Origin of the sequence: Pseudoxanthomonas sp. SORGH_AS_0997 (assembly GCF_031453535.1) — a bacterium.
Classification (GTDB): Bacteria; Pseudomonadota; Gammaproteobacteria; order Xanthomonadales; family Xanthomonadaceae; genus Pseudoxanthomonas_A; species Pseudoxanthomonas_A winnipegensis.
Genome location: NZ_JAVIZI010000001.1, coordinates 954934 through 972553 on the forward strand (window position 1 = coordinate 954934; position 17620 = coordinate 972553).

Below are 17620 nucleotides of genomic sequence, written 5' to 3' on the forward strand. Positions count from 1 at the left end.
GTTCTGTTTTTTGCAACGCATGATTGAAAAATCTTGGATGGACTGCAACACGTACGCCGCCGCAAGGTAGGGGCGCACCCCGCAACCGCCCCCGTCAGGTCGCCCGCCTCATGTCCGCCATCGCGTCCGCCCATCCGGCCAATCCCTACAGCCCGCTGCCGCCGGGCAGCACCTTCACTGAGCACGACTGGCGGCTGCTGGCGCGCCAGTGGCACCCGCTGGCCAACAGCAGCGAGGTCACCGGCGCGCCGCTGCAGGCGGTGCTGCTGGACGAGGCGCTGGTGGTCTACCGCGTGCACGGCGAGGTGGTGGTGGCGCGCGATGTCTGCCCGCACCGCGGCGTGCCGCTGAGCATGGGCAGCAACGACGGCGAGGGCGTGGTCTGCCCGTACCACGGCCTGCGTTTCGGCACGGGCGGGCGCTGCAACCGCATTCCCTCCAGCCCCGGCCAGGCGATCCCGGCCAAGCTGCACCTGGCGACGTATCCCACGGTCGAGCGCTACGGCCTGGTCTGGGTGTGCCTGGCGCCGGATGCGGACCACCCGGCGCCGCTGCCGGTGATGCCGCACTGGGACCAGGCGGGTTTCCAGCAGATCAACTGTCCGCCGTTCGACATCAACGGCTTCGCCGGACGGCAGGTGGAAGGCTTTCTGGATGTGGCGCATTTCGCCTGGATCCATACCGGCACCTTTGCCGACCCGGCCAACCAGCTGGTGCCGGACTACGTACCGGTGGAGACGCCGACCGGCTTCACCGTGGACTACGTCAGCAACGTCAGCAACTACGGCGTGGGCTTCCATCACCTGGCGCCGCCGGACTATCCCTGGCTGCGCCACTTCGAGGTGCATCTGCCGTTCTGCGCCTCGCTGACGATCCACTTCCCGGGCGATGAGCGGCTGGTGATCTTCAACTGCGCCTCGCCGGTGTCGGCGCGCAGGACGCGGCTGTTCGTGCCGATCGCGCGCAACTTCAACCTGGACCAGCCGGTGGAGGAGGTGCACGCCTTCAACCTGCGCGTGTTCGAGGAGGACCGGGCCATGGTCGAGCTGCAGAAGCCCGAGCGCCTGCCGCTGGACATGACGCTGGAGGCGCACATCCCGGCCGACCGCAGTTCCATCGCCTACCGTCGCGGCCTGAAGAAGATGGGCTTCGGCGAGTTCTTCCTCGCCTGATGGATACGATCGAGGTCGTCATCGACGCGATGAGCCGGCAGGGCGCCGGCAATCTGGCCGTCGAACTGGTGCGCGCCGATGACCAGGCGCTGCCGGCGTTCGAGGCCGGCGCGCATGTGGACGTGCATCTGCCCGGCGGGCTGGTGCGCCAGTACTCGATCGCCAGCACGCCGGCCGACACCTCGCGCTATGTGCTGTGCGTGCGCCGCGAGGCCGCCTCGCGCGGCGGCTCGGCCAGCGTGCACGAACGCCTGCGCGTGGGCCAGGCGCTGACCATTTCGGCGCCGCGCAATCTGTTCGCCCTGCGCGCGGGCAGTCACCACGTGCTGGTGGCGGGCGGGATCGGCATCACGCCGCTGCTGGCGATGGCGCACCAGCTGCAGGCTGGCGGCGCCTCGTTCGAGTTGCATTACTACGTGCGCAGCCGCGGCGAGATCGCCTTCCTGCGCCAGCTGCAGGGCGAGTTCGGCGCGCGCGCGCATCTGCACAGCGCCGAGGAAGGCCGCGACGCGCGGCAGGTGCTGCCCGCGGCGCTGGACGGGGCGGGCGAGGATCACCAGCTTTATCTATGCGGGCCGGGCGCCTTCATGGCGCATCTGCGCGAGGCGGCGCTGGTGCGCGGCTGGGACGCGGCACGCATCCACAGCGAGGCCTTCGCGCCGGTCGCGCCGCTGGCCTCGGCCGAGGCCGGCGCGGACACGGCCTTCGAGGTGGCGCTGGCCTCGAGCGGGCAGGTGTTCACCGTCGCGCCCGAGCGCACCATCGCCGCGGTGCTGGCCGAGGCCGGCGTGCCGGTCAGCCTGTCGTGCGAGATGGGCCTGTGCGGCGCCTGCCTGACCGATGTGGTCGAAGGCATTCCCGATCATCGCGACACCGTGCAGAGCGAGGCGGAGAAGGCCAGCAACCGGCAGATCACCCTGTGCTGCTCGCGCAGCCGCAGCCCTCGGCTTACATTGGCGCTGTGACCACGATGGACTCTTCCACGCGCCCGGGCGTGCAGCAGAACCTCGACCTGCTCGGCGGCTATACCGCTGCGCTTGCGGATTTCCAGCCGCCGTCCTCGGCACCCGCCGAAGCGGGCGATGCGGTCGATGTGCGTGTGGCCGTGCCCGAGCTGCTGCAGACGCTGCACGCGCGCAATCCGGCGCTGGTGGCCTTCACCCGCATCTTCGAGGCCGGCCTCACGGCGAGCACGGAGGCGAACGCGCCGCTGGCGGGCCTGCCGTTCGCGGTCAAGGATCTGTTCGACGTGCAGGGCCTGACCACCACCGCCGGTGCGGCGATGCGCCTTGCGGCGCCGCCGGCCGCGCGCGATGCGCAGGTGGTGCGCCGGCTCAAGCGCGCCGGGGCGGTGCTGGTGGGCACGACCAATATGGACGAGTTCGCCTACGGCTTCGCCACGGTCAATGCGCACTTCGGCACCACGCGCAATCCGCATGATCTGGAACGCCTGGCGGGTGGTTCTTCCGGCGGCTCGGCAGCGGCGGTGGCGGCGGGGCTGGTGCCGTTCGCGCTGGGTTCGGATACCAATGGTTCGATCCGCGTGCCGGCCGCGCTGTGCGGCATCTATGGCCTGCGCAGCACGCATGGGCAGGTGCCGCTGGACGGCGTGTTCCCGTTCGTCGAGGCGCTGGACGTGGCCGGGCCGTTCGCGCGGTCGCTGGACGTGCTGCAGACGGTGCATGAAGTGATGGCCGATACGACGCTGGCGCCGGTGGACGTGGGCGCCTTGCGCATCGCGCGGCTGGGGGGCTGGTTCGATGCCAACCTCGATCCCGCACTGCGCGCCGGGCTCGAGGCGATCTGCGCGGCCTTGGGTGCGGGTGCGAGCGTCGAGCTGCCGCAGGCCAGGACCTCGCGCATGGCGGCCTTCGTCATGACGGCCATCGAGGGCGCATATCTGCATCGCGCCGCGCTGCAGGGGCAGCCCGACGCCTTCGATCCGGCCGTGCGCGATCGCCTGCTCGCCGGGCAGCTGCAGCCGGCGCGGGCGCTGCTGGATGTGCAGCGCTTCGCGGCGTGGTTCGCTGAGGCGATGGCGCAGCTGTGGCGCACGGTCGATGTGCTGATCGCGCCGGCCGTGCCCTGCGTGGCGCCGCGCATCGACCAGGCCACGATCGAGATCGACGGCGCGCCGGTGTCGGCGCGCGCCAACCTCGGGCTGTTCACCCAGCCGCTGGGACTGGCCGTCTGCCCGGTGATGGCCGCGCCGCTGTGGCGGCCGGGCCAGCTGCCGCTGGGCGTGCAGCTGATCGCCGCCCCCGGGCGCGAAGACCGGCTGTTCGCCGTGGCGCGCGCGCTGGAAGCCAGCGGGCTCACCGGCGCGCATTTACCTGCCGGAGCGCAGACCTGATGCTGCACACCTTGCGCGCCCGCCGCGGCCTGGCCGTGGCCCCGCATCATCTGGCCGCGCAGGCCGGTCGCGACGTGCTGCGCGATGGCGGCACCGCGGTGGAGGCCTGTGTAGCCATCGCCGCGACGCTGGCCGTGGTGTATCCGCACATGACCGGGATCGGCGGCGACGGCTTCTGGCTGATCCGCGAACCCGACGGCCGCGTGCATGCCATCGATGCCTGCGGCCGCAGCGCGCAGGCGGCGACGCTGGATTTCTACGCGGGCCTGTCGGCCATCCCGTGGCGCGGGCCGGGCGCGGCCAACACCGTGGCCGGCGCCGTCTCTGGCTGGGCGCAGGCGCTGACGGGGCAGGGCAATCGCTTGCCGCTGGCGCGCCTGCTGGAAGACGCGATCCACCATGCCCGGGCCGGCGTGCCGGTCACCGCGGGCGGGGCGCAGATCGCCTTGGCTAAGGGTGCGGAGCTACGCGTCCAGCCCGGCGCCTGGGCCGCCACGTTCGAACCCGACGGCATGCCACTGCGCGAAGGCGAACTGCTGCGTCAGCCCGCGCTGGCCGCGACCCTGCAGCGCCTGGCCGATGCCGGCCTGGACGACTACTACCGCGGCGAACTGGCGCGCAGCATCGCCGCGGACCTGGCCGCACTGGGCAGCCCGCTGGTGCTGGCCGACCTGCAGGCGCATCGCGCGCAGGCCAGCACGCCGCTGCATGTGCGCGTGCGCGACGCCACGCTCTACAACCATGCCCCGCCGACGCAGGGGCTGGCCTCGCTGCTGATCCTGGCGCTGTTCGACCGGCTGGAAGTCGCGCAGGGCGAGAGCTTCGCTCATCTGCACGGGCTGGTGGAGGCGACCAAGCAGGCCTTCCTGGTACGCGATGCGCACGTCGGCGACCCGGACTGGATGACGATGGACGCGCAGGCGCTGCTGGACGATGCGGCCGCGCTCGATGCGATGGCCGCACGTATCGATCCGGCCCAGGCGCTGCCCTGGCCGCAGCCCTCGCAGGCCGGGGACACGTGCTGGTTCGGCGCGCTCGATGCGCGCGGCCAGGCGGTCAGCTGCATCCAGTCGACCTATTTCGAATTCGGCTCAGGGCTGGTGCTGCCGGGCAGCGGCATCACCTGGCAGAACCGCGGCTGCAGCTTCCGCCTGGCCGGCGATGGCTGGAATGCGCTCAAGCCCGGCCGCAAGCCCTTCCACACTCTCAATCCCGCGCTGGCGGTGTTCGACGATGGCAGCGTGATGAGTTACGGGACCATGGGCGGCGAAGGCCAGCCGCAGACCCAGGCGGCGGTGTTCAGCCGCTACGCGCGCTTCGGCATGCCGCTGCAGCAGGCGGTCAGCGCGCCGCGCTGGCTGCTGGGGCGCACCTGGGGCGAGGACAGCACGTCGCTGAAGCTGGAGGACCGTTTCGACCCGGCGCTGATCGACGCGCTGCGCGCGGCCGGGCATGCGGTCGAGCTGCTGCCGGCCTACACCTCGGTGATGGGCCATGCCGGCGCGCTGGTGCGCGAGGTCGACGGGACCCTGAGCGGCGCGGTCGATCCGCGCAGCGACGGGGTGGTGGCCGGATGGTGAGTGCCCTGCTGCGCGCGCGCTGCGCCCTCGCCATGCTCGCCTGCCTGCTGGTGCCGGCCGCGCAGGCGGCCACGCCGCAGGCGCAGGAAGCGCCGATTCCGGTGGTCGTGGACAACGACTTCGGCACCGATATCGACGACGGCTTCGCCCTGTCGCTGGTGCTGGCCTCGCCGCGCCTGCGGCCGCTGCTGGTGACCACGACCTATGGCGACACCCGCCTGCGCGCGGGGCTGGTGGCGCAGTTGCTGCAGGACACCGGCCACACCCGGGTGCCGGTCGCCGCCGGACCCGCGGTCGGCACGCGCGAGGGCGAGATCGGTCAGGCCGGCTGGCTGCGCGATGCCGACCGGCCGGTGCGCGCCGATGGCGTCGAGGCGATGCTGCGCGTGCTGCGCCAGCGGCCGGCCGGGCAGGTGACGCTGCTGGCGCTGGGGCCGCTGACCACGGTGCAGGCCGCGCTCAAGCGCGATCCGGCGGCCTTCGCCCGGCTCAGGCGCGTGGTGCTGATGGGCGGCTCGCTGCGGCGCGGCTACGGGCCGGTGGCCGGCACCAACAGCGACACGCCCAGCGCCGAGTACAACATCAAGCTGGCCCCGCAGGCGCTGCGCGAGCTGCTGGCCAGCGGCGTGCCGGTGGAGGTGCAGCCGCTGGATTCGACCGAGATCGCGCTGCCGGCCGACCTGCAGGCGCGCATCTTCGCCGCGCCCACGCCCTACGCCGGTCCGCTGTCCAAACTCTATGCGCTGTGGGCCGCGCGCAGCCCCTGGGGCACGACGCCGACGCTGTTCGACGTGGTCCCCGTGGCGCGCTTGCTGGACCCGGCGGTGTGCACGCCCGTGCCGCTGCACGTCACGGTGGACGACGACGGCATGACCCGCGAAGGGCAGGGCGCGCCCAATGCCAGCGCCTGTCTGGACGTGGACAAGGCGCGCGTTCTGGCGCTGGTGGCCAGCACTCTGGCGCCGGCGGCCAAGGCCGCGCAGGTGCAGCCATGAACGCCCCGGCGCTGCATCGTGCCGCCGGCGAGCGCGCCATCGCCCGCTGCGATGCGCTGGGCGTGGCGCCGTACAGCGATGCGGACAGCGGCCTGTATCGCGCCTGGCTCACGCCGGCGCATCGCCAAGCGCAGGGCGTGGTGGCCGAGTGGATGGGCCAGGCCGGCATGGCCACGCGCCTGGACGCGGCCAGCAACCTGATCGGCCGTTACGAAGGCGAGCACCGCGATGCGCCGGCGCTGCTGATCGGCAGCCACCTGGACAGCGTGCGCGACGCCGGCCGCTACGACGGGCCGCTGGGCATCATGCTCGGCATCGAATGCGTGGCCGCGCTGCACGCGCGCGGCGAGCGCATGCCGTTCGCCATCGAGGTGATCGCCTTCGGCGACGAGGAAGGCTCGCGCTTCCCGGCTTCGATGTTCACCAGCCGCGCGGTGGCCGGCACGCTGGCGCCCGGCGCCCTCGACGGCGTGGTCGATGCGGCCGGCGTGTCGGTGGCGCAGGCGCTGGCCGGCTGGGGCCTGGAGGCGGCGCAGTTCCATCAGGCCGCGCGCCGCCCCGACGAGGTCATCGGCTACCTGGAAGCGCACATCGAACAAGGCCCGGTGCTGGAAGCCGAAGGCCTGGCGCTGGGCGTGGTCACCGGCATCGCCGCGCAGCTGCGCTTCGAGGTCAGCGTGCGCGGGCGTGCCGGCCACGCCGGCACCAGCCCGATGCCACTGCGCGCCGATGCGCTCACCGCAGCCGCCGACTGCGTGCTGGCGGTCGAGGCCGTCGCCCGCGAGGCGGCGAGCGACCTGGTCGCCACCGTGGGCCGCATGCAGGTGCTGCCGGGCGCGACCAATGTGATTCCTGGGCGGGTGAGCTTCTCGCTGGACGTGCGCGCCGGCGACAACGCGCGGCGCGATGCCGGTGCGGCACAGATCCTGCGCCGCTTCGAGGCCATCGCCGCCGCGCGCGGCGTGCAGATCGAGGCCTTGCAGGTGCAGGACCTGGCCGCCAGCCCGTGCGACACGCACCTGGTCGAGCTGCTGGCCCAGGCCGTGGAGACGCAGGACATCGCGCCGCGCCGGCTGGTCTCCGGTGCCGGCCACGATGCGATGGTGATGCGCGCGCTGTGCCCGACGGCGATGCTGTTCGTGCGCTGCGACGGCGGCATCTCGCACAACCCGGCCGAACGCGCCAGCGCGGCCGACGCCGGCCTGGCCGTGGCGGCCATGCTGGATTTCATCGAACGTTTGGGAGCGATACGTGGCAACTGAAGTCTTTGGCGAGATCGATCCGCCGCAGCGCCTGCTGATGGGCCCGGGCCCGGTCAATGCGCATCCGCGCGTGCTGCGCGCCATGTCGGCCGACCTGCTGGGGCAGTTCGACCCGGAAATGACCGCCTACATGAACGAGGTCATGGCGCTTTATCGCCCGATCTTCGGCACCGATAACCGGTGGACCTTCCTGGTCGACGGCACCGCGCGCGCCGGCATCGAGGCCGCGCTGGTGTCGCTGGTGGCGCCGGGCGAGACGGTGCTGGTGGTCAACTTCGGCCGCTTCGGCCTGCTGCTGACCGAGATCCTCGGCCGCATCGGCGCCAGGATCGAGACCGTCGAGGCCCCGTGGGGCCAGGTGGTGCCGCTGGACGCCATCGAGGACGCGCTCAAGCGCGTGCGCCCGACGCTGGTGGCCACCATCCACGGCGACACCTCCACCACCATGGCGCAGCCGCTGGAAGGCTTCGGCGCGCTGTGCCGGCGCTACGGCGCGCTGTCGTACGTGGATGCCACGGCCACCATCGGCGGCATGGAACTGGCCGCCGACCGCTGGCAGGTGGACATCGTCACCGGCGGGCTGCAGAAGTGCCTGGGCGGGCCGTCGGGTTCGGCGCCGATCACCGTCTCGGAGGCGGCGGCCGAGCGCATCTTCGCCCGCCGCCATGTCGAGCGCGGCATCGCGCGCGAGGACATCGACGATGGCGACGGCCCGCGCATCGGCTCCAACTACTTCGACCTGGCCATGGTCATGGACTATTGGTCGGAGAAACGCCTGAACCACCACACCGAAGCCACCACCATGCTCTACGGCGCCCGCGAATGCGCGCGCATCGCGCTGCAGGAAGGCCTGGCGCGGCGCTACGCCCGCCATCGCGCCGCCGGCCGCGCCGTGACCGCCGGCGCGCGCGCGCTGGGGCTGGAGGTGTTCGGCGACGACGCGCACCGCATGAGCAACGTCACCGGCCTGGTGATCCCCGCCCGCGTCGATGGCGAGGCGGTGCGCCGCGCCATGCGCGAGGACTTCGAGATCGAGATCGGCACCGCCTTCGGCCCGCTGCAGGGCAAGGTCTGGCGCATCGGCGCGATGGGCTACAACGCGGCCAAGCACAAGGTGCTGATCACGCTGGGCGCGCTGGAGACCGTGCTGCGCCTGCAGGGCTTCGCCTGCACGCCCGGCGCCGCCATCGACGCCGCGCTGGCCGCGTGGAACGCGGAAGTGGCCGCATGAGCGCAGGCGGCGAGCCGACGCTCAACGACCCGGCCGTGGTGGCCGAGGTGCGCGCGGCCTTCGAGACCTACGAACGGGCGCTGATGGCCGACGACATCGCCACGCTCGATCGCCTGTTCCATGCCGCACCCAGCACCGTGCGCTACGGCGTGGGCGAGGTGCTGTACGGCATCGAGGAGATCCGCGCGTTCCGCATCGGCCGCGGCGGCTCGCCGCAGCGCCGGCTGGGGCGGGTGGAGATCGCCACCTTCGGCGTTGATTTCGCCACGGCCAATGCCGAGTTCTTCCGCGAAGGCGCCGCCCGGCGTGGCCGCCAGAGCCAGAGCTGGGTGCGCTTCGCCGACGGCTGGAAGGTCGTCGCGGCGCATGTCTCGCTGGAGGGCACGCACGCGTGAGCCTGGCCGATCTGGAAACCCGCGTGGCCCACGACCTGGCCTGCCTGGACCACGGCAAGCCGGACTGGACGCGGCCGCGCACGCACGACCAGGGTCATGTGTTCGATGTGGTGATCGTCGGCGGCGGGCAGAGCGGGCTGGGCGCGGCCTTCGCGCTGCTGCGCGAGCGGGTCTCCAACCTGCTGGTGATCGACGAGTGCCCGGAAGGGCGTGAGGGGCCGTGGCTCAGCTATGCGCGCATGGTCACGCTGCGCACGCCCAAGCAGATCACCTCGATCGACTTGGGGCTCCCCTCGCTGACCTTCCGCGCCTGGTGGGAGGCCCAGCACGGCGCGGCCGGCTGGGAGGCGCTGGACAAGATCCCGCGCGAGGACTGGATGGCCTACCTGCGCTGGTACCGCGGCGTGCTGCGCCTGCCGGTGCGCAACGACACGCGCCTGGTCCGGCTCGAACCTCTGCCGGAGCAGGGCCTGCACCGCCTGCACCTGCACGATGGCGGCACGCTGCTGGCGCGCAAGGTGATCCTGGCCACCGGCATCCAGGGCGGCGGCCAGTGGGTGGTGCCCAAGTTCGTCTCCGACCACCTGCCGCCCACGCGCTATGCGCACACCTCCGGGCCGCTGGACTACGCCGCGCTGGCCGGCAAGCGCATCGCCATCCTCGGCGGCGGCGCGTCGGCCTTCGACAACGCGCAGTACGCGCTGCAGCGCGGGGTGCGCGAGGCGCATGTGTTCGTGCGTCGCGCGCAGCTGCCGCGGGTCAATCCGATCCGGCACATGGAGCAGGCCGGCATCATCGCGCGCTTTCCGGCGCTGCCCGATGCCGACAAGTATGCGCTGATGGCCAGCTTCTTCGCCCGCAACCAGCCGCCAACCAACGACACCTTCGCCCGCGCGGTGGCCATGCCGGGCTTCCACCTGCATCTGGGCGCGCCGTGGCTGTCGGTGGCCGAGCGCGATGGCCAGGCGGTGGTGACCACACCGCAGGGCGCGCAGGCCTTCGATTTCCTCGCCATCGCCACCGGTCTGGTGACCGATCCTGACCTGCGCCCCGAGCTGGCCGCGCTCGCGCCGGCCATCGCGCGCTGGCGCGATCGCTACGTGCCGCCGGCCGGTGCCGCCAACCCGCTGCTCGACGCGCATCCCTACCTGGGCCCGGGTTTCGAACTGCAGCCGCGCACGGCCGAGGACGCGGCCAGGCTGCACGGCCTGTTCGCGTTCAACTACTCGGCGCTGATCAACCTGGGGCTGTCGGCCGCCGCGCTGTCGGGCCTGAAGTACGCACTGCCGCGCCTGGCGCAGGCGGTGGCCAATCAGCTCTTCGTCGATGACCGCGCCGCGGTGGTGCGCGACTTCCTGGCCTTCGACGAGGAGGAATTCACCGGCCAGTGGCCGCTGTCGCAGGAGTCCGCCGCATGACCACGCTCTCCACCCACGTGCTGGACACCAGCCGCGGCGGCCCGGCCGCCGGCGTGGCGGTGCAGCTGTTCGACGCCGACGGCGCGTTGCGCTGGCAGGGCGTCACCGATGCCGACGGGCGCTGCCCGGCGCTGCGCGAACAAGCGCTGGAAGCCGGGCGCTATCGGCTGGTGTTCGCGGTCGCGGCGTACTTCCGCGCGGCCGGCGTGGCGCTGCCGGAGCCGCCATTCCTGGACGTGATTCCGCTGGACTTCGGCATCGCGGGGCAGGGGCATTACCACGTGCCGCTGCTGGTCTCGCCGTTCGGCTATTCGACCTATCGCGGCAGCTGAGCGGCGCAACGCGGCTACACTGACTGCCCGCGTCCGGCGTTGCGCACGGCGCTTTGCCCGTTCGCTTCCGGTCTACGCATGCCCAGCCTGCACGAGGTCTCCCCGCTGATCGCCTGGATGGTCTCGGCCATGGGGCTGCTGGCCGCGGCGCTGCTGGTCTGGTTCGGTCTGCGCTGGCGGCGCGGCCGCCGCACCTGGGGCCTGCCGCTGATCGCCGCACTGCTGGTGCTGGCCGCATCGCTTGCCCTGAAGCTGGCCTCGCGCGCCGCGCAGGACAAGGCCGACCGGGCGCAGGCCATGACCCGCCCGCTGTCGCCGCAGGAGCAGGCGGTGTGGAGCATCGTGCAGACCCGCTGCCAGGCCTGCCATTCCGACCACGCCACGGTCATGCCCTGGGCCGCCTACGGCCTGAGCCTGGACGACATGGGCGATGTCGAGCGCAATGCCGCCGCCATCCAGCTTCAGGTGGTCCAACTGCAGGCCATGCCGATGCGCAACACCACGCAGATGACGCCGCAGGAACGCGAGGTCATCGCGCGCTGGTACGCCGAGCGCGCAACGTCAGCGCACGGCACAAAAGGCGACTAAGCCCCGAACACGTCATTCCCGCGAACGCGGGAATCCAGTGACTCTCGCACAAAGCGCCAGAGGCGCTGGGTTCCCGCGTTCGCGGGAACGACGGTAGGAGGATTGCCGCGGTCTTCAGCAACCCACGATTCCGCGTCCAATCCCCGCAGCGAAGAGCAACCCCCTCCGCTCCAATAGCGATTCCCGATTCCCGATTCCCGATTCCCGAATCCCGAATCCCGAATCCCGAATCCCGAATCCCGAATCCCGAATCCCGAATCCCGAATCCCAAAAACACCAAACGCCCCAAACGGGGCGTCCTGAAACGGTCGGCTGGCTGGCGAAAGCGGGCGGGCGGTGACCGGTGCACGTCGTCGCTGGCGGGAGCGGGCTGACGGCGCGGACGGAAGTCTAGCCAGCGCGCCAAGCCGATGGCGAAATGCGAATCGTTCTTGAAAAGCGCGGGGCCCGCTCAGGCCGCCGGCTCGATCTGCGCGAACGAGGTCACCCGCGGATGCCCGTTGCAGGCGGCCGCATCGCGCGGGGTCGGATAGTCCTCCAGCCGGTCCAGCAGCACGGTCTGCAGGCCGGCCTCGCGCGCGGCGTCCAGCTCGGCCACCACGTCGGACAGGAACAGCACCTCGCGCGGCGCCACGCCGATGCGCTCGACGATGCGCGCATAGCTGTCGCGCTCGCGCTTGCCGCCGATCTCGGTATCGAACCAGCCCGACACCAGCGGCGTCAGGTCGCCGGCATCGCTATGGCCGAAGAACAGCTTCTGCGCCGGCACCGAGCCGGACGAATAGACGTATAGCGCCAGGCCCTCGCCATACCAGTCCTGCAGGGCCTGGGCCGCATCCGGATACATGTGCGCGGTGAAGTCCGCATCGCGGTAGCCGGCCTCCCAGACCATGCCCTGCAGCGCCTTGAGCGCGGTGTGCTTGCGGTCGGCGTCGATCCAGTCCTGCAGTACCGCCACGCGCGCGGCATCGTCCTGCGCCTGCGGCGCATCCGCGCTGACCGCATCCAGCCAGCGGCGCACGTCCGGGTCGTCGCCGTGGGCGGCGACGAAGCCCGGCAGCGCACGCCGCGCATACGGAAACAGCACGTCCTTGACGAAGGAAATGCTGCTGGTCGTGCCTTCGATATCGGTGAGCACCGCCTGCACAACGCCCATCAGGAAGCCCGCTCCGGGGTGTAGCGCGGGAAGCTGGCGGCGATGGTCTCGCCGGTGAAGTGGCCGACCCAGCCGTCCGGCTCGGTGAAGAAGCGGATCGCCACGAAGCTGGGCGACTCGCCCATGTCGAACCAGTGCCTGGTCCCGTCCGGCACGGCGATCAGGTCGTCCTTGACGCACTCGATCTCGTAGACCTTGTCGTCCACGTGCAGGGTGAACAATCCCGAGCCGGCGACGAAGAAGCGCACCTCGTCCTCCTTGTGGAAGTGCTCGTCCAGGAACTTGGTGCGCATCTCCGCGCGCGCCGGATGATCGGGCGCGATGCTGACCACGTCCACCGACTTGAAGCCGCGCTCGGCGACCAGGCGGTCGATGTCGGCGCGATAGGCGTCCATCACCGCCTCGGGCGAGGCGCCGGGCTCGATCGGCTTGGAGGCCTGCCAGCGCTCGAACAGCACCCCGATCTTCTCGAGCTCGGTGGCGATGAAATCCGGGTCGTAGCTGGCGAACAGCGGCGTGGACGGATCGGCGTGGTCGAAGATGCGAAGACGGCTCATGGCGGGCTCCTGGCAGGGGGGCGAAGGCCGGGCGGAAAAGGGTAGCAGCGGCGGCGCGGGGCGGCGTCGCCGCCATGCAACGCTGCAGTGCGATTCAGCCGCGCGCGCCGAGTTTGCGCAGCTCCAGTTCGCAGTGGAACAGGAACTCGAACGCCTCCAGGTGGCGGCGCGCCTCGGCCATGGTGCGGCCCCAGGCGTACAGGCCGTGGCCGTCGATCAGATATCCCCACAGCGGGCCCTGGTCCAGCAGCGCGTCCACCTGCGCGGCCAGCACGGTCATGTCCTGGGTGTTGGGCAGCACCGGCACGTCGATGGCCATCTCGTGGGTGCTGTTGCCGTGGAAGGCCTTGAGCAACTCGTAGCCTTCCAGGCGGATATGGCCGGCGCCGGCGTACAGGCGCGAGGCGATGGTCTGCACTAGCGAGTGGGTGTGCAGCACGCAGCCCACCTCGGGGAAGCGCCGGTAGAGCTGGGTGTGCAGCAGGGTCTCGGCCGAGGGACGCTTGTCGGTGGCCACCGGCCGGCCGTCGAAGTCCACGACCATGATGTGCTCGCGGCCCATGCGGCCCTTTTCCGCGCCGGAGACGGTGATCGCGGCATGGCGATCGTCCAGGCGCTCGGAGAAGTTGCTGCTGGTAGCCGGGGTCCAGCCCAGGCGCGCCAGCTCGGCCACGTTGTGGGTGATGTCGTCGGCCAGCACGGCCAGGCGCGCGGCATCGAAGGGGAGGCTGTTCATGCCGCCATTTTACCGCGCCGGCTTGACCGATCGACGTCAGCCCTGGCCGCGCAGGCGGCTGTGGCGGAACCCGTAGGCGGCGTAGATGACGAAGCCGATCACCGTCCAGATCACCATCAGCATCCAGTTGTGCGCGGTCATGGTCGACAGCAGCAGCAGGCAGCTGCCGATACCGGCCAGGCAGATCGCCCAGGCGAAGGGGATGCGGAACGGGCGCGGCAGCTGGGGCTGGGTGCGGCGCAGGATCAGCACGCCGGCGCAGACCGAGGCGAAGGCGATCAGCGTGCCCATCGAGGTCAGCTCGCCGAGCACGTCCAGCGGGAACACCGCCGCCAGCACCGCGATGCCGATGCCGGTGATCACCGTGTTGATGTGCGGGGTGCGGTACTTGGGATGGATGCGGGTGAACACCGTCGGCAGCAGGCCGTCGCGGGCCATGATCATGAAGATGCGCGGCTGGCCGATGATCATCACCAGCACCACCGAGGACAGGCCGATCAGCGCGCCGATCTCCACCACCAGGCGCAGCCAGCCCAGCTCGGGATGCGCGGCCACGGCGGTGACCACCGGCTCGTCGGTGCCGAGCATGGAATAGGGCACCAGGCCGGTCATGACCGCGGCCATGGCGATGTAGAGCACGGTGCAGATCACCAGCGAGGCGAGCATGCCCACCGGCAGGTCGCGCTGCGGCTTGGTCGATTCCTGCGCGGCCACCGACACCGCCTCGAAGCCGATATAGGCGAAGAACACGATCGCCGCCCCGCGCACCACGCCGTCCCAGCCGAACTTGCCCGGGCCCTGCGCCTCGGGGATGAAGGGATGCCAGTTGGCCGGGTCCACGTACTTCCAGCCGGCGAAGATGACCAGCAGGATCAGACAGGTCTTCAGCACCACCATGGCCATGTTCATGGCCGAGGACTTGCGGATGCCGACATAGCACAGCCAGGTCAGCAGCAGCACGATGGCCGCGGCCGGCAGGTTGGCGATGGCGCCGGTGGGCTGCAGCTTGCCGTCCAGCGGCGCGCTGACCAGCGCCGCCGGCAGGTGGATGCCGAACTGGTCGAGCAGGCTGAGGAAATAGCCGGTCCAGCTCACCGCCACGGCCGAGGCCGACACGCCGTACTCGAGCACCAGCATCCAGCCGATGAACCAGGCCGCCGCCTCGCCCAGCGTGGCGTAGGTGTAGGTATAGGCCGAGCCGGATACCGGCACCATCGCGGCGAACTCGGCATAGGCCAGCGCGCAGAAGGTGCAGCACAGCGCGGCCAGCACGAAGGACAGCATGATCGCCGGCCCCGCATGCTGCGCGGCGGCCTGGCCGGTGATGACGAAGATGCCGCCGCCGATGACCGCGCCGATGCCCAGCGCGGTCAGGCCCCACGGTCCCAGCGTGCGATGCAGCTGCAGGTCCTGCGCATCCTGGGTGAGCTGGCCGGGATGTTTGATGCGGAGCAGCTGCTTCATGGAGGGATCCGGTGCGGGGAGTGGAAGAAACAACGGCCGTCTAGCGGCCGTTGTCGGGGTGCGTCGTGCGAAGCGGCGCGATCTGCTTAGTGCTGCTCGTTGCCAGGCGCCAGATGGCTGCGCTTGCGGCTGTAGAGCGTGTAGATGATCAGGCCAAGCACCGCCCAGCCGGCGAACACGCCCTTGGCGACCATGCTCAGGTTGACGAACAGCAGCAGACAGCCGGCCACCGCCAGCGGACACACGATCCAGGCGAACGGCGTGCGGAACGGGCGCGGGCGGTCGGGCTGCTGCTTGCGCAGCACCAGCACGCCGATGGACACCATCGCGAAGGCCAGCAGGGTGCCGGAGTTGGAGGTGTCGGCCAGCTTGCCCACCGGGAACAGCGCGCCGCAGAAGGCCACCACCAGGCCGGTGGCCAGGGTGATCACGTGCGGGGTGTGGAAGCGCGGATGCACGCGCGAGAGACGCTCGGGCAGCAGGCCATCGCGCGACATGGTGAAGAAGATGCGGGTCTGGCCGAACATCATCATCAGGATCACCGACGGCAGCGCCAGGATGGCGGCCACGCCGATCCAGTTGCCCAGGTTCGGCCAGCCGATCAGGCGCAGCACGTGGGCCAGCGGCTCATGGCTGCAGACCAGCGCCTCGGAGCCCTTGCAGGCCGCGGCGAAGGCCTGGCTGCCCGGCTCCAGCGGCACCCCGTCGGGGCCCATGATCGGCTGCGCGCCGACCGCGCCGACCGCGGCATAGCCCACCAGCAGATAGAAGATGGTGCACACCGCCAGCGAGGCGATCAGGCCGATGGGGATGTTGCGGTTGGGGTTTTTGGTCTCCTCGGCCGCGGTGGAGATCGCATCGAAGCCCACGTAGGCGAAGAAGATCGACGCGGCTGCGCCGAGCACGCCGATGCCGCCCAGCGGGCTGCCCCAGCCACCGGGCAGGAACGGGGTGAAGTTGGCCGTGTGCGAGGTCGCCACCGGCAGCGCCATGACGATGAACAGGGTCAGCGCGATGATCTTGATCGCCACCAGCACCGAGTTGACCTTGGCGCTCTTGGAGGTGCCGATCACCAGCAGCCAGGTGACCAGCAGCGCGATGCCGAAGGCCAGGATGTTGAAGCTGCCCCCGGCGAACAGGCCGGTCTGCAGCGCGGGCGGCAGCGCCAGCGCGCCGGGTTGCACCAGGCCGAACAGGGTCGTGTTGGCGAGCAGGCCGTTCATGTAGCCCGACCAGCCCACGGTCACCACCGCCGCGCCGATGCCGTATTCCAGGCCCAGCGCCCAGCCCACGATCCAGGCGATCAGCTCGCCCAGCACGCCGTAGGTGTAGGTGTAGGCCGAGCCGGAGACCGGCACCATCGAGGCCAGTTCGGAATAGGCCAGCGCGGCCAGGCCGCAGACCACCGCGGCGATCACGAAGGCGATCATCATGCCCGGGCCGGCCTTCTGGCCCGCTTCGGCGGTCAGCACGAAGATGCCGGTACCGATCACCGCGCCGATGCCCAGCATGGTCAGCTGGAAGGCACCGAGCTGGCGCGTCAGCGCTTTCTTCTCGGCGGTTTCAAGAATCTTGTCGAGCGGCTTGACGCGCCAGAACAGCATCGCGGAATTCCCCAGGGTCGGTAAAGGCGAAAGGGATCCGCTGCCCCCTTGGCGCGCGGATGGGATCGCCGAACCTTACCCGTCATACTGTCCGTTGCACAAGTTACCTTGTGCCCTTGCTGCGGCCCGACGGGCCGCCGGCCCGGGCATGGGGCGAGGTCCTATGTCCGACGATTCCCGCGCCGCGCTGACGGCGCAACTTCAGGCCTACCAGGCACGCTGGCCGGCTGAACACGAGGCGGTCGCCAACTTCCTGGCGCTGCTCTCGCACCCGGACGCGTTCGTGCGGGCGCGGCTGGAGTCCCATTTCACGGCCTCGGCCTGGCTGGTCAGCGGCGATGGCGCGCGCGCGGCGCTGATGCACCACGCCAAGCTGCGGCGCTGGCTGCAGCCCGGCGGCCACGCCGACGGCGACGAGGCGCTGCCGGCGGTCGCGCTGAAGGAGGCGCAGGAGGAGACCGGCCTGACCGACCTGGCCGTGGATGAATCGGCGATCTTCGATCTGGATCGTCACTGGATCCCCGAGCGTGGGGAGGTGCCGGGGCACTGGCACTTCGACGTGCGCTACGTGGTGCGCGCCCTGGGCAGCGAGGCCTTCATCGGCAACGAGGAATCCCTGGCCCTGGCCTGGCGGCCAATCGCCGAGGTCGCCGCCGATCCGGACCCTTCGCTCAGCCGCATGGCGCGCAAGTGGCTGGCCTCAGCCGCCACCTGACCGGGCCTTGATTTTTGTGGGAGCAACTGTCTCCCAGATCAGGCCGCGGTCTCCTTGTAGAG

16 protein-coding genes and 1 pseudogene are annotated in these 17620 nt (G+C 71.0%); 12 read left to right on the top strand and 5 right to left on the bottom strand.

The features are described 5' to 3' along the window. The first annotated feature begins 110 nt into the window (after positions 1 to 110). From QE438_RS04415 to QE438_RS04465, 11 genes are all read left to right on the top strand, one after another. Positions 111 to 1172, top strand: coding sequence for an aromatic ring-hydroxylating dioxygenase subunit alpha (locus tag QE438_RS04415; protein WP_306992274.1), 1062 nt, complete (start codon positions 111 to 113; stop codon positions 1170 to 1172). Further along, positions 1172 to 2137 carry a PDR/VanB family oxidoreductase gene (locus tag QE438_RS04420; RefSeq protein ID WP_306992272.1) on the top strand — a complete coding sequence of 322 codons (966 nt, stop codon included), beginning with the start codon at positions 1172 to 1174 and terminating at the stop codon, positions 2135 to 2137. Before QE438_RS04415 ends, QE438_RS04420 begins: the two co-directional genes overlap by 1 nt. A gap of 5 nt (positions 2138 to 2142) precedes the next feature. Continuing rightward, the gene (locus QE438_RS04425; RefSeq protein ID WP_306992270.1) at positions 2143 to 3525 is read left to right on the top strand and encodes an AtzE family amidohydrolase; all 1383 of its coding nucleotides are present in this window, start codon (positions 2143 to 2145) and stop codon (positions 3523 to 3525) included. Continuing rightward, positions 3525 to 5105: a gamma-glutamyltransferase family protein gene (locus QE438_RS04430; protein ID WP_306992268.1), complete on the top strand. Its 1581-nt coding sequence runs from the start codon at positions 3525 to 3527 to the stop codon at positions 5103 to 5105. Before QE438_RS04425 ends, QE438_RS04430 begins: the two co-directional genes overlap by 1 nt. After that, entirely contained in the window at positions 5102 to 6100 is a 999-nt protein-coding gene (locus QE438_RS04435; RefSeq protein ID WP_306992266.1) for a nucleoside hydrolase, read from the top strand. Before QE438_RS04430 ends, QE438_RS04435 begins: the two co-directional genes overlap by 4 nt. A gap of 38 nt (positions 6101 to 6138) precedes the next feature. Next, positions 6139 to 7362 (top strand): allantoate amidohydrolase, encoded by a 1224-nt coding sequence (locus tag QE438_RS04440; protein ID WP_306996138.1) that lies wholly within the window; start codon positions 6139 to 6141, stop codon positions 7360 to 7362. Beyond that, entirely contained in the window at positions 7325 to 8593 is a 1269-nt protein-coding gene (locus QE438_RS04445; protein WP_307184148.1) for an alanine--glyoxylate aminotransferase family protein, read from the top strand. The genes QE438_RS04440 and QE438_RS04445 overlap by 38 nt, the downstream gene beginning before the upstream one ends. Beyond that, positions 8590 to 8988: an oxalurate catabolism protein HpxZ gene (gene hpxZ, locus QE438_RS04450; protein ID WP_307184012.1), complete on the top strand. Its 399-nt coding sequence runs from the start codon at positions 8590 to 8592 to the stop codon at positions 8986 to 8988. The genes QE438_RS04445 and hpxZ overlap by 4 nt, the downstream gene beginning before the upstream one ends. Further along, positions 8985 to 10406, top strand: a complete 1422-nt coding sequence (locus QE438_RS04455) for an NAD(P)/FAD-dependent oxidoreductase (RefSeq protein ID WP_306992264.1) — start codon at positions 8985 to 8987, stop codon at positions 10404 to 10406. Before hpxZ ends, QE438_RS04455 begins: the two co-directional genes overlap by 4 nt. Next, complete coding sequence (gene uraH / locus QE438_RS04460; protein WP_306992262.1) at positions 10403 to 10738, top strand: hydroxyisourate hydrolase; 336 nt, start codon at positions 10403 to 10405, stop codon at positions 10736 to 10738. Before QE438_RS04455 ends, uraH begins: the two co-directional genes overlap by 4 nt. 78 nt (positions 10739 to 10816) lie before the next feature. Beyond that, entirely contained in the window at positions 10817 to 11326 is a 510-nt protein-coding gene (locus tag QE438_RS04465) for a hypothetical protein (protein WP_306992260.1), read from the top strand. A gap of 451 nt (positions 11327 to 11777) precedes the next feature. Here QE438_RS04465 and mtnC read toward each other — a convergent pair whose 3' ends face one another. The 5 genes and pseudogenes from mtnC to QE438_RS04490 form a co-directional block, all read right to left on the bottom strand. Continuing rightward, positions 11778 to 12482 (bottom strand): acireductone synthase, encoded by a 705-nt coding sequence (mtnC, locus tag QE438_RS04470; RefSeq protein WP_130522422.1) that lies wholly within the window; start codon positions 12480 to 12482, stop codon positions 11778 to 11780. Further along, a complete protein-coding gene (locus QE438_RS04475; RefSeq protein WP_131660004.1) occupies positions 12482 to 13039 on the bottom strand; it encodes an acireductone dioxygenase in 558 nt (185 codons plus the stop codon). Before QE438_RS04475 ends, mtnC begins: the two co-directional genes overlap by 1 nt. 94 nt (positions 13040 to 13133) lie before the next feature. Next, positions 13134 to 13775 (bottom strand): methylthioribulose 1-phosphate dehydratase, encoded by a 642-nt coding sequence (locus QE438_RS04480; protein ID WP_306992257.1) that lies wholly within the window; start codon positions 13773 to 13775, stop codon positions 13134 to 13136. Positions 13776 to 13811: 36 nt separating this feature from the next. Further along, positions 13812 to 15164, bottom strand: a pseudogene (locus QE438_RS04485) (amino acid permease); the annotation flags it as partial. 161 nt (positions 15165 to 15325) lie between these two features. Beyond that, entirely contained in the window at positions 15326 to 16843 is a 1518-nt protein-coding gene (locus QE438_RS04490; RefSeq protein ID WP_130531251.1) for an amino acid permease, read from the bottom strand. A 163-nt stretch (positions 16844 to 17006) separates the two neighbouring features. On the opposite strand from QE438_RS04490, the gene QE438_RS04495 reads away from it, so the two are divergent. Further along, a complete protein-coding gene (locus tag QE438_RS04495) occupies positions 17007 to 17558 on the top strand; it encodes an NUDIX hydrolase (RefSeq protein WP_306992254.1) in 552 nt (183 codons plus the stop codon). Positions 17559 to 17620: the final 62 nt, after the last annotated feature.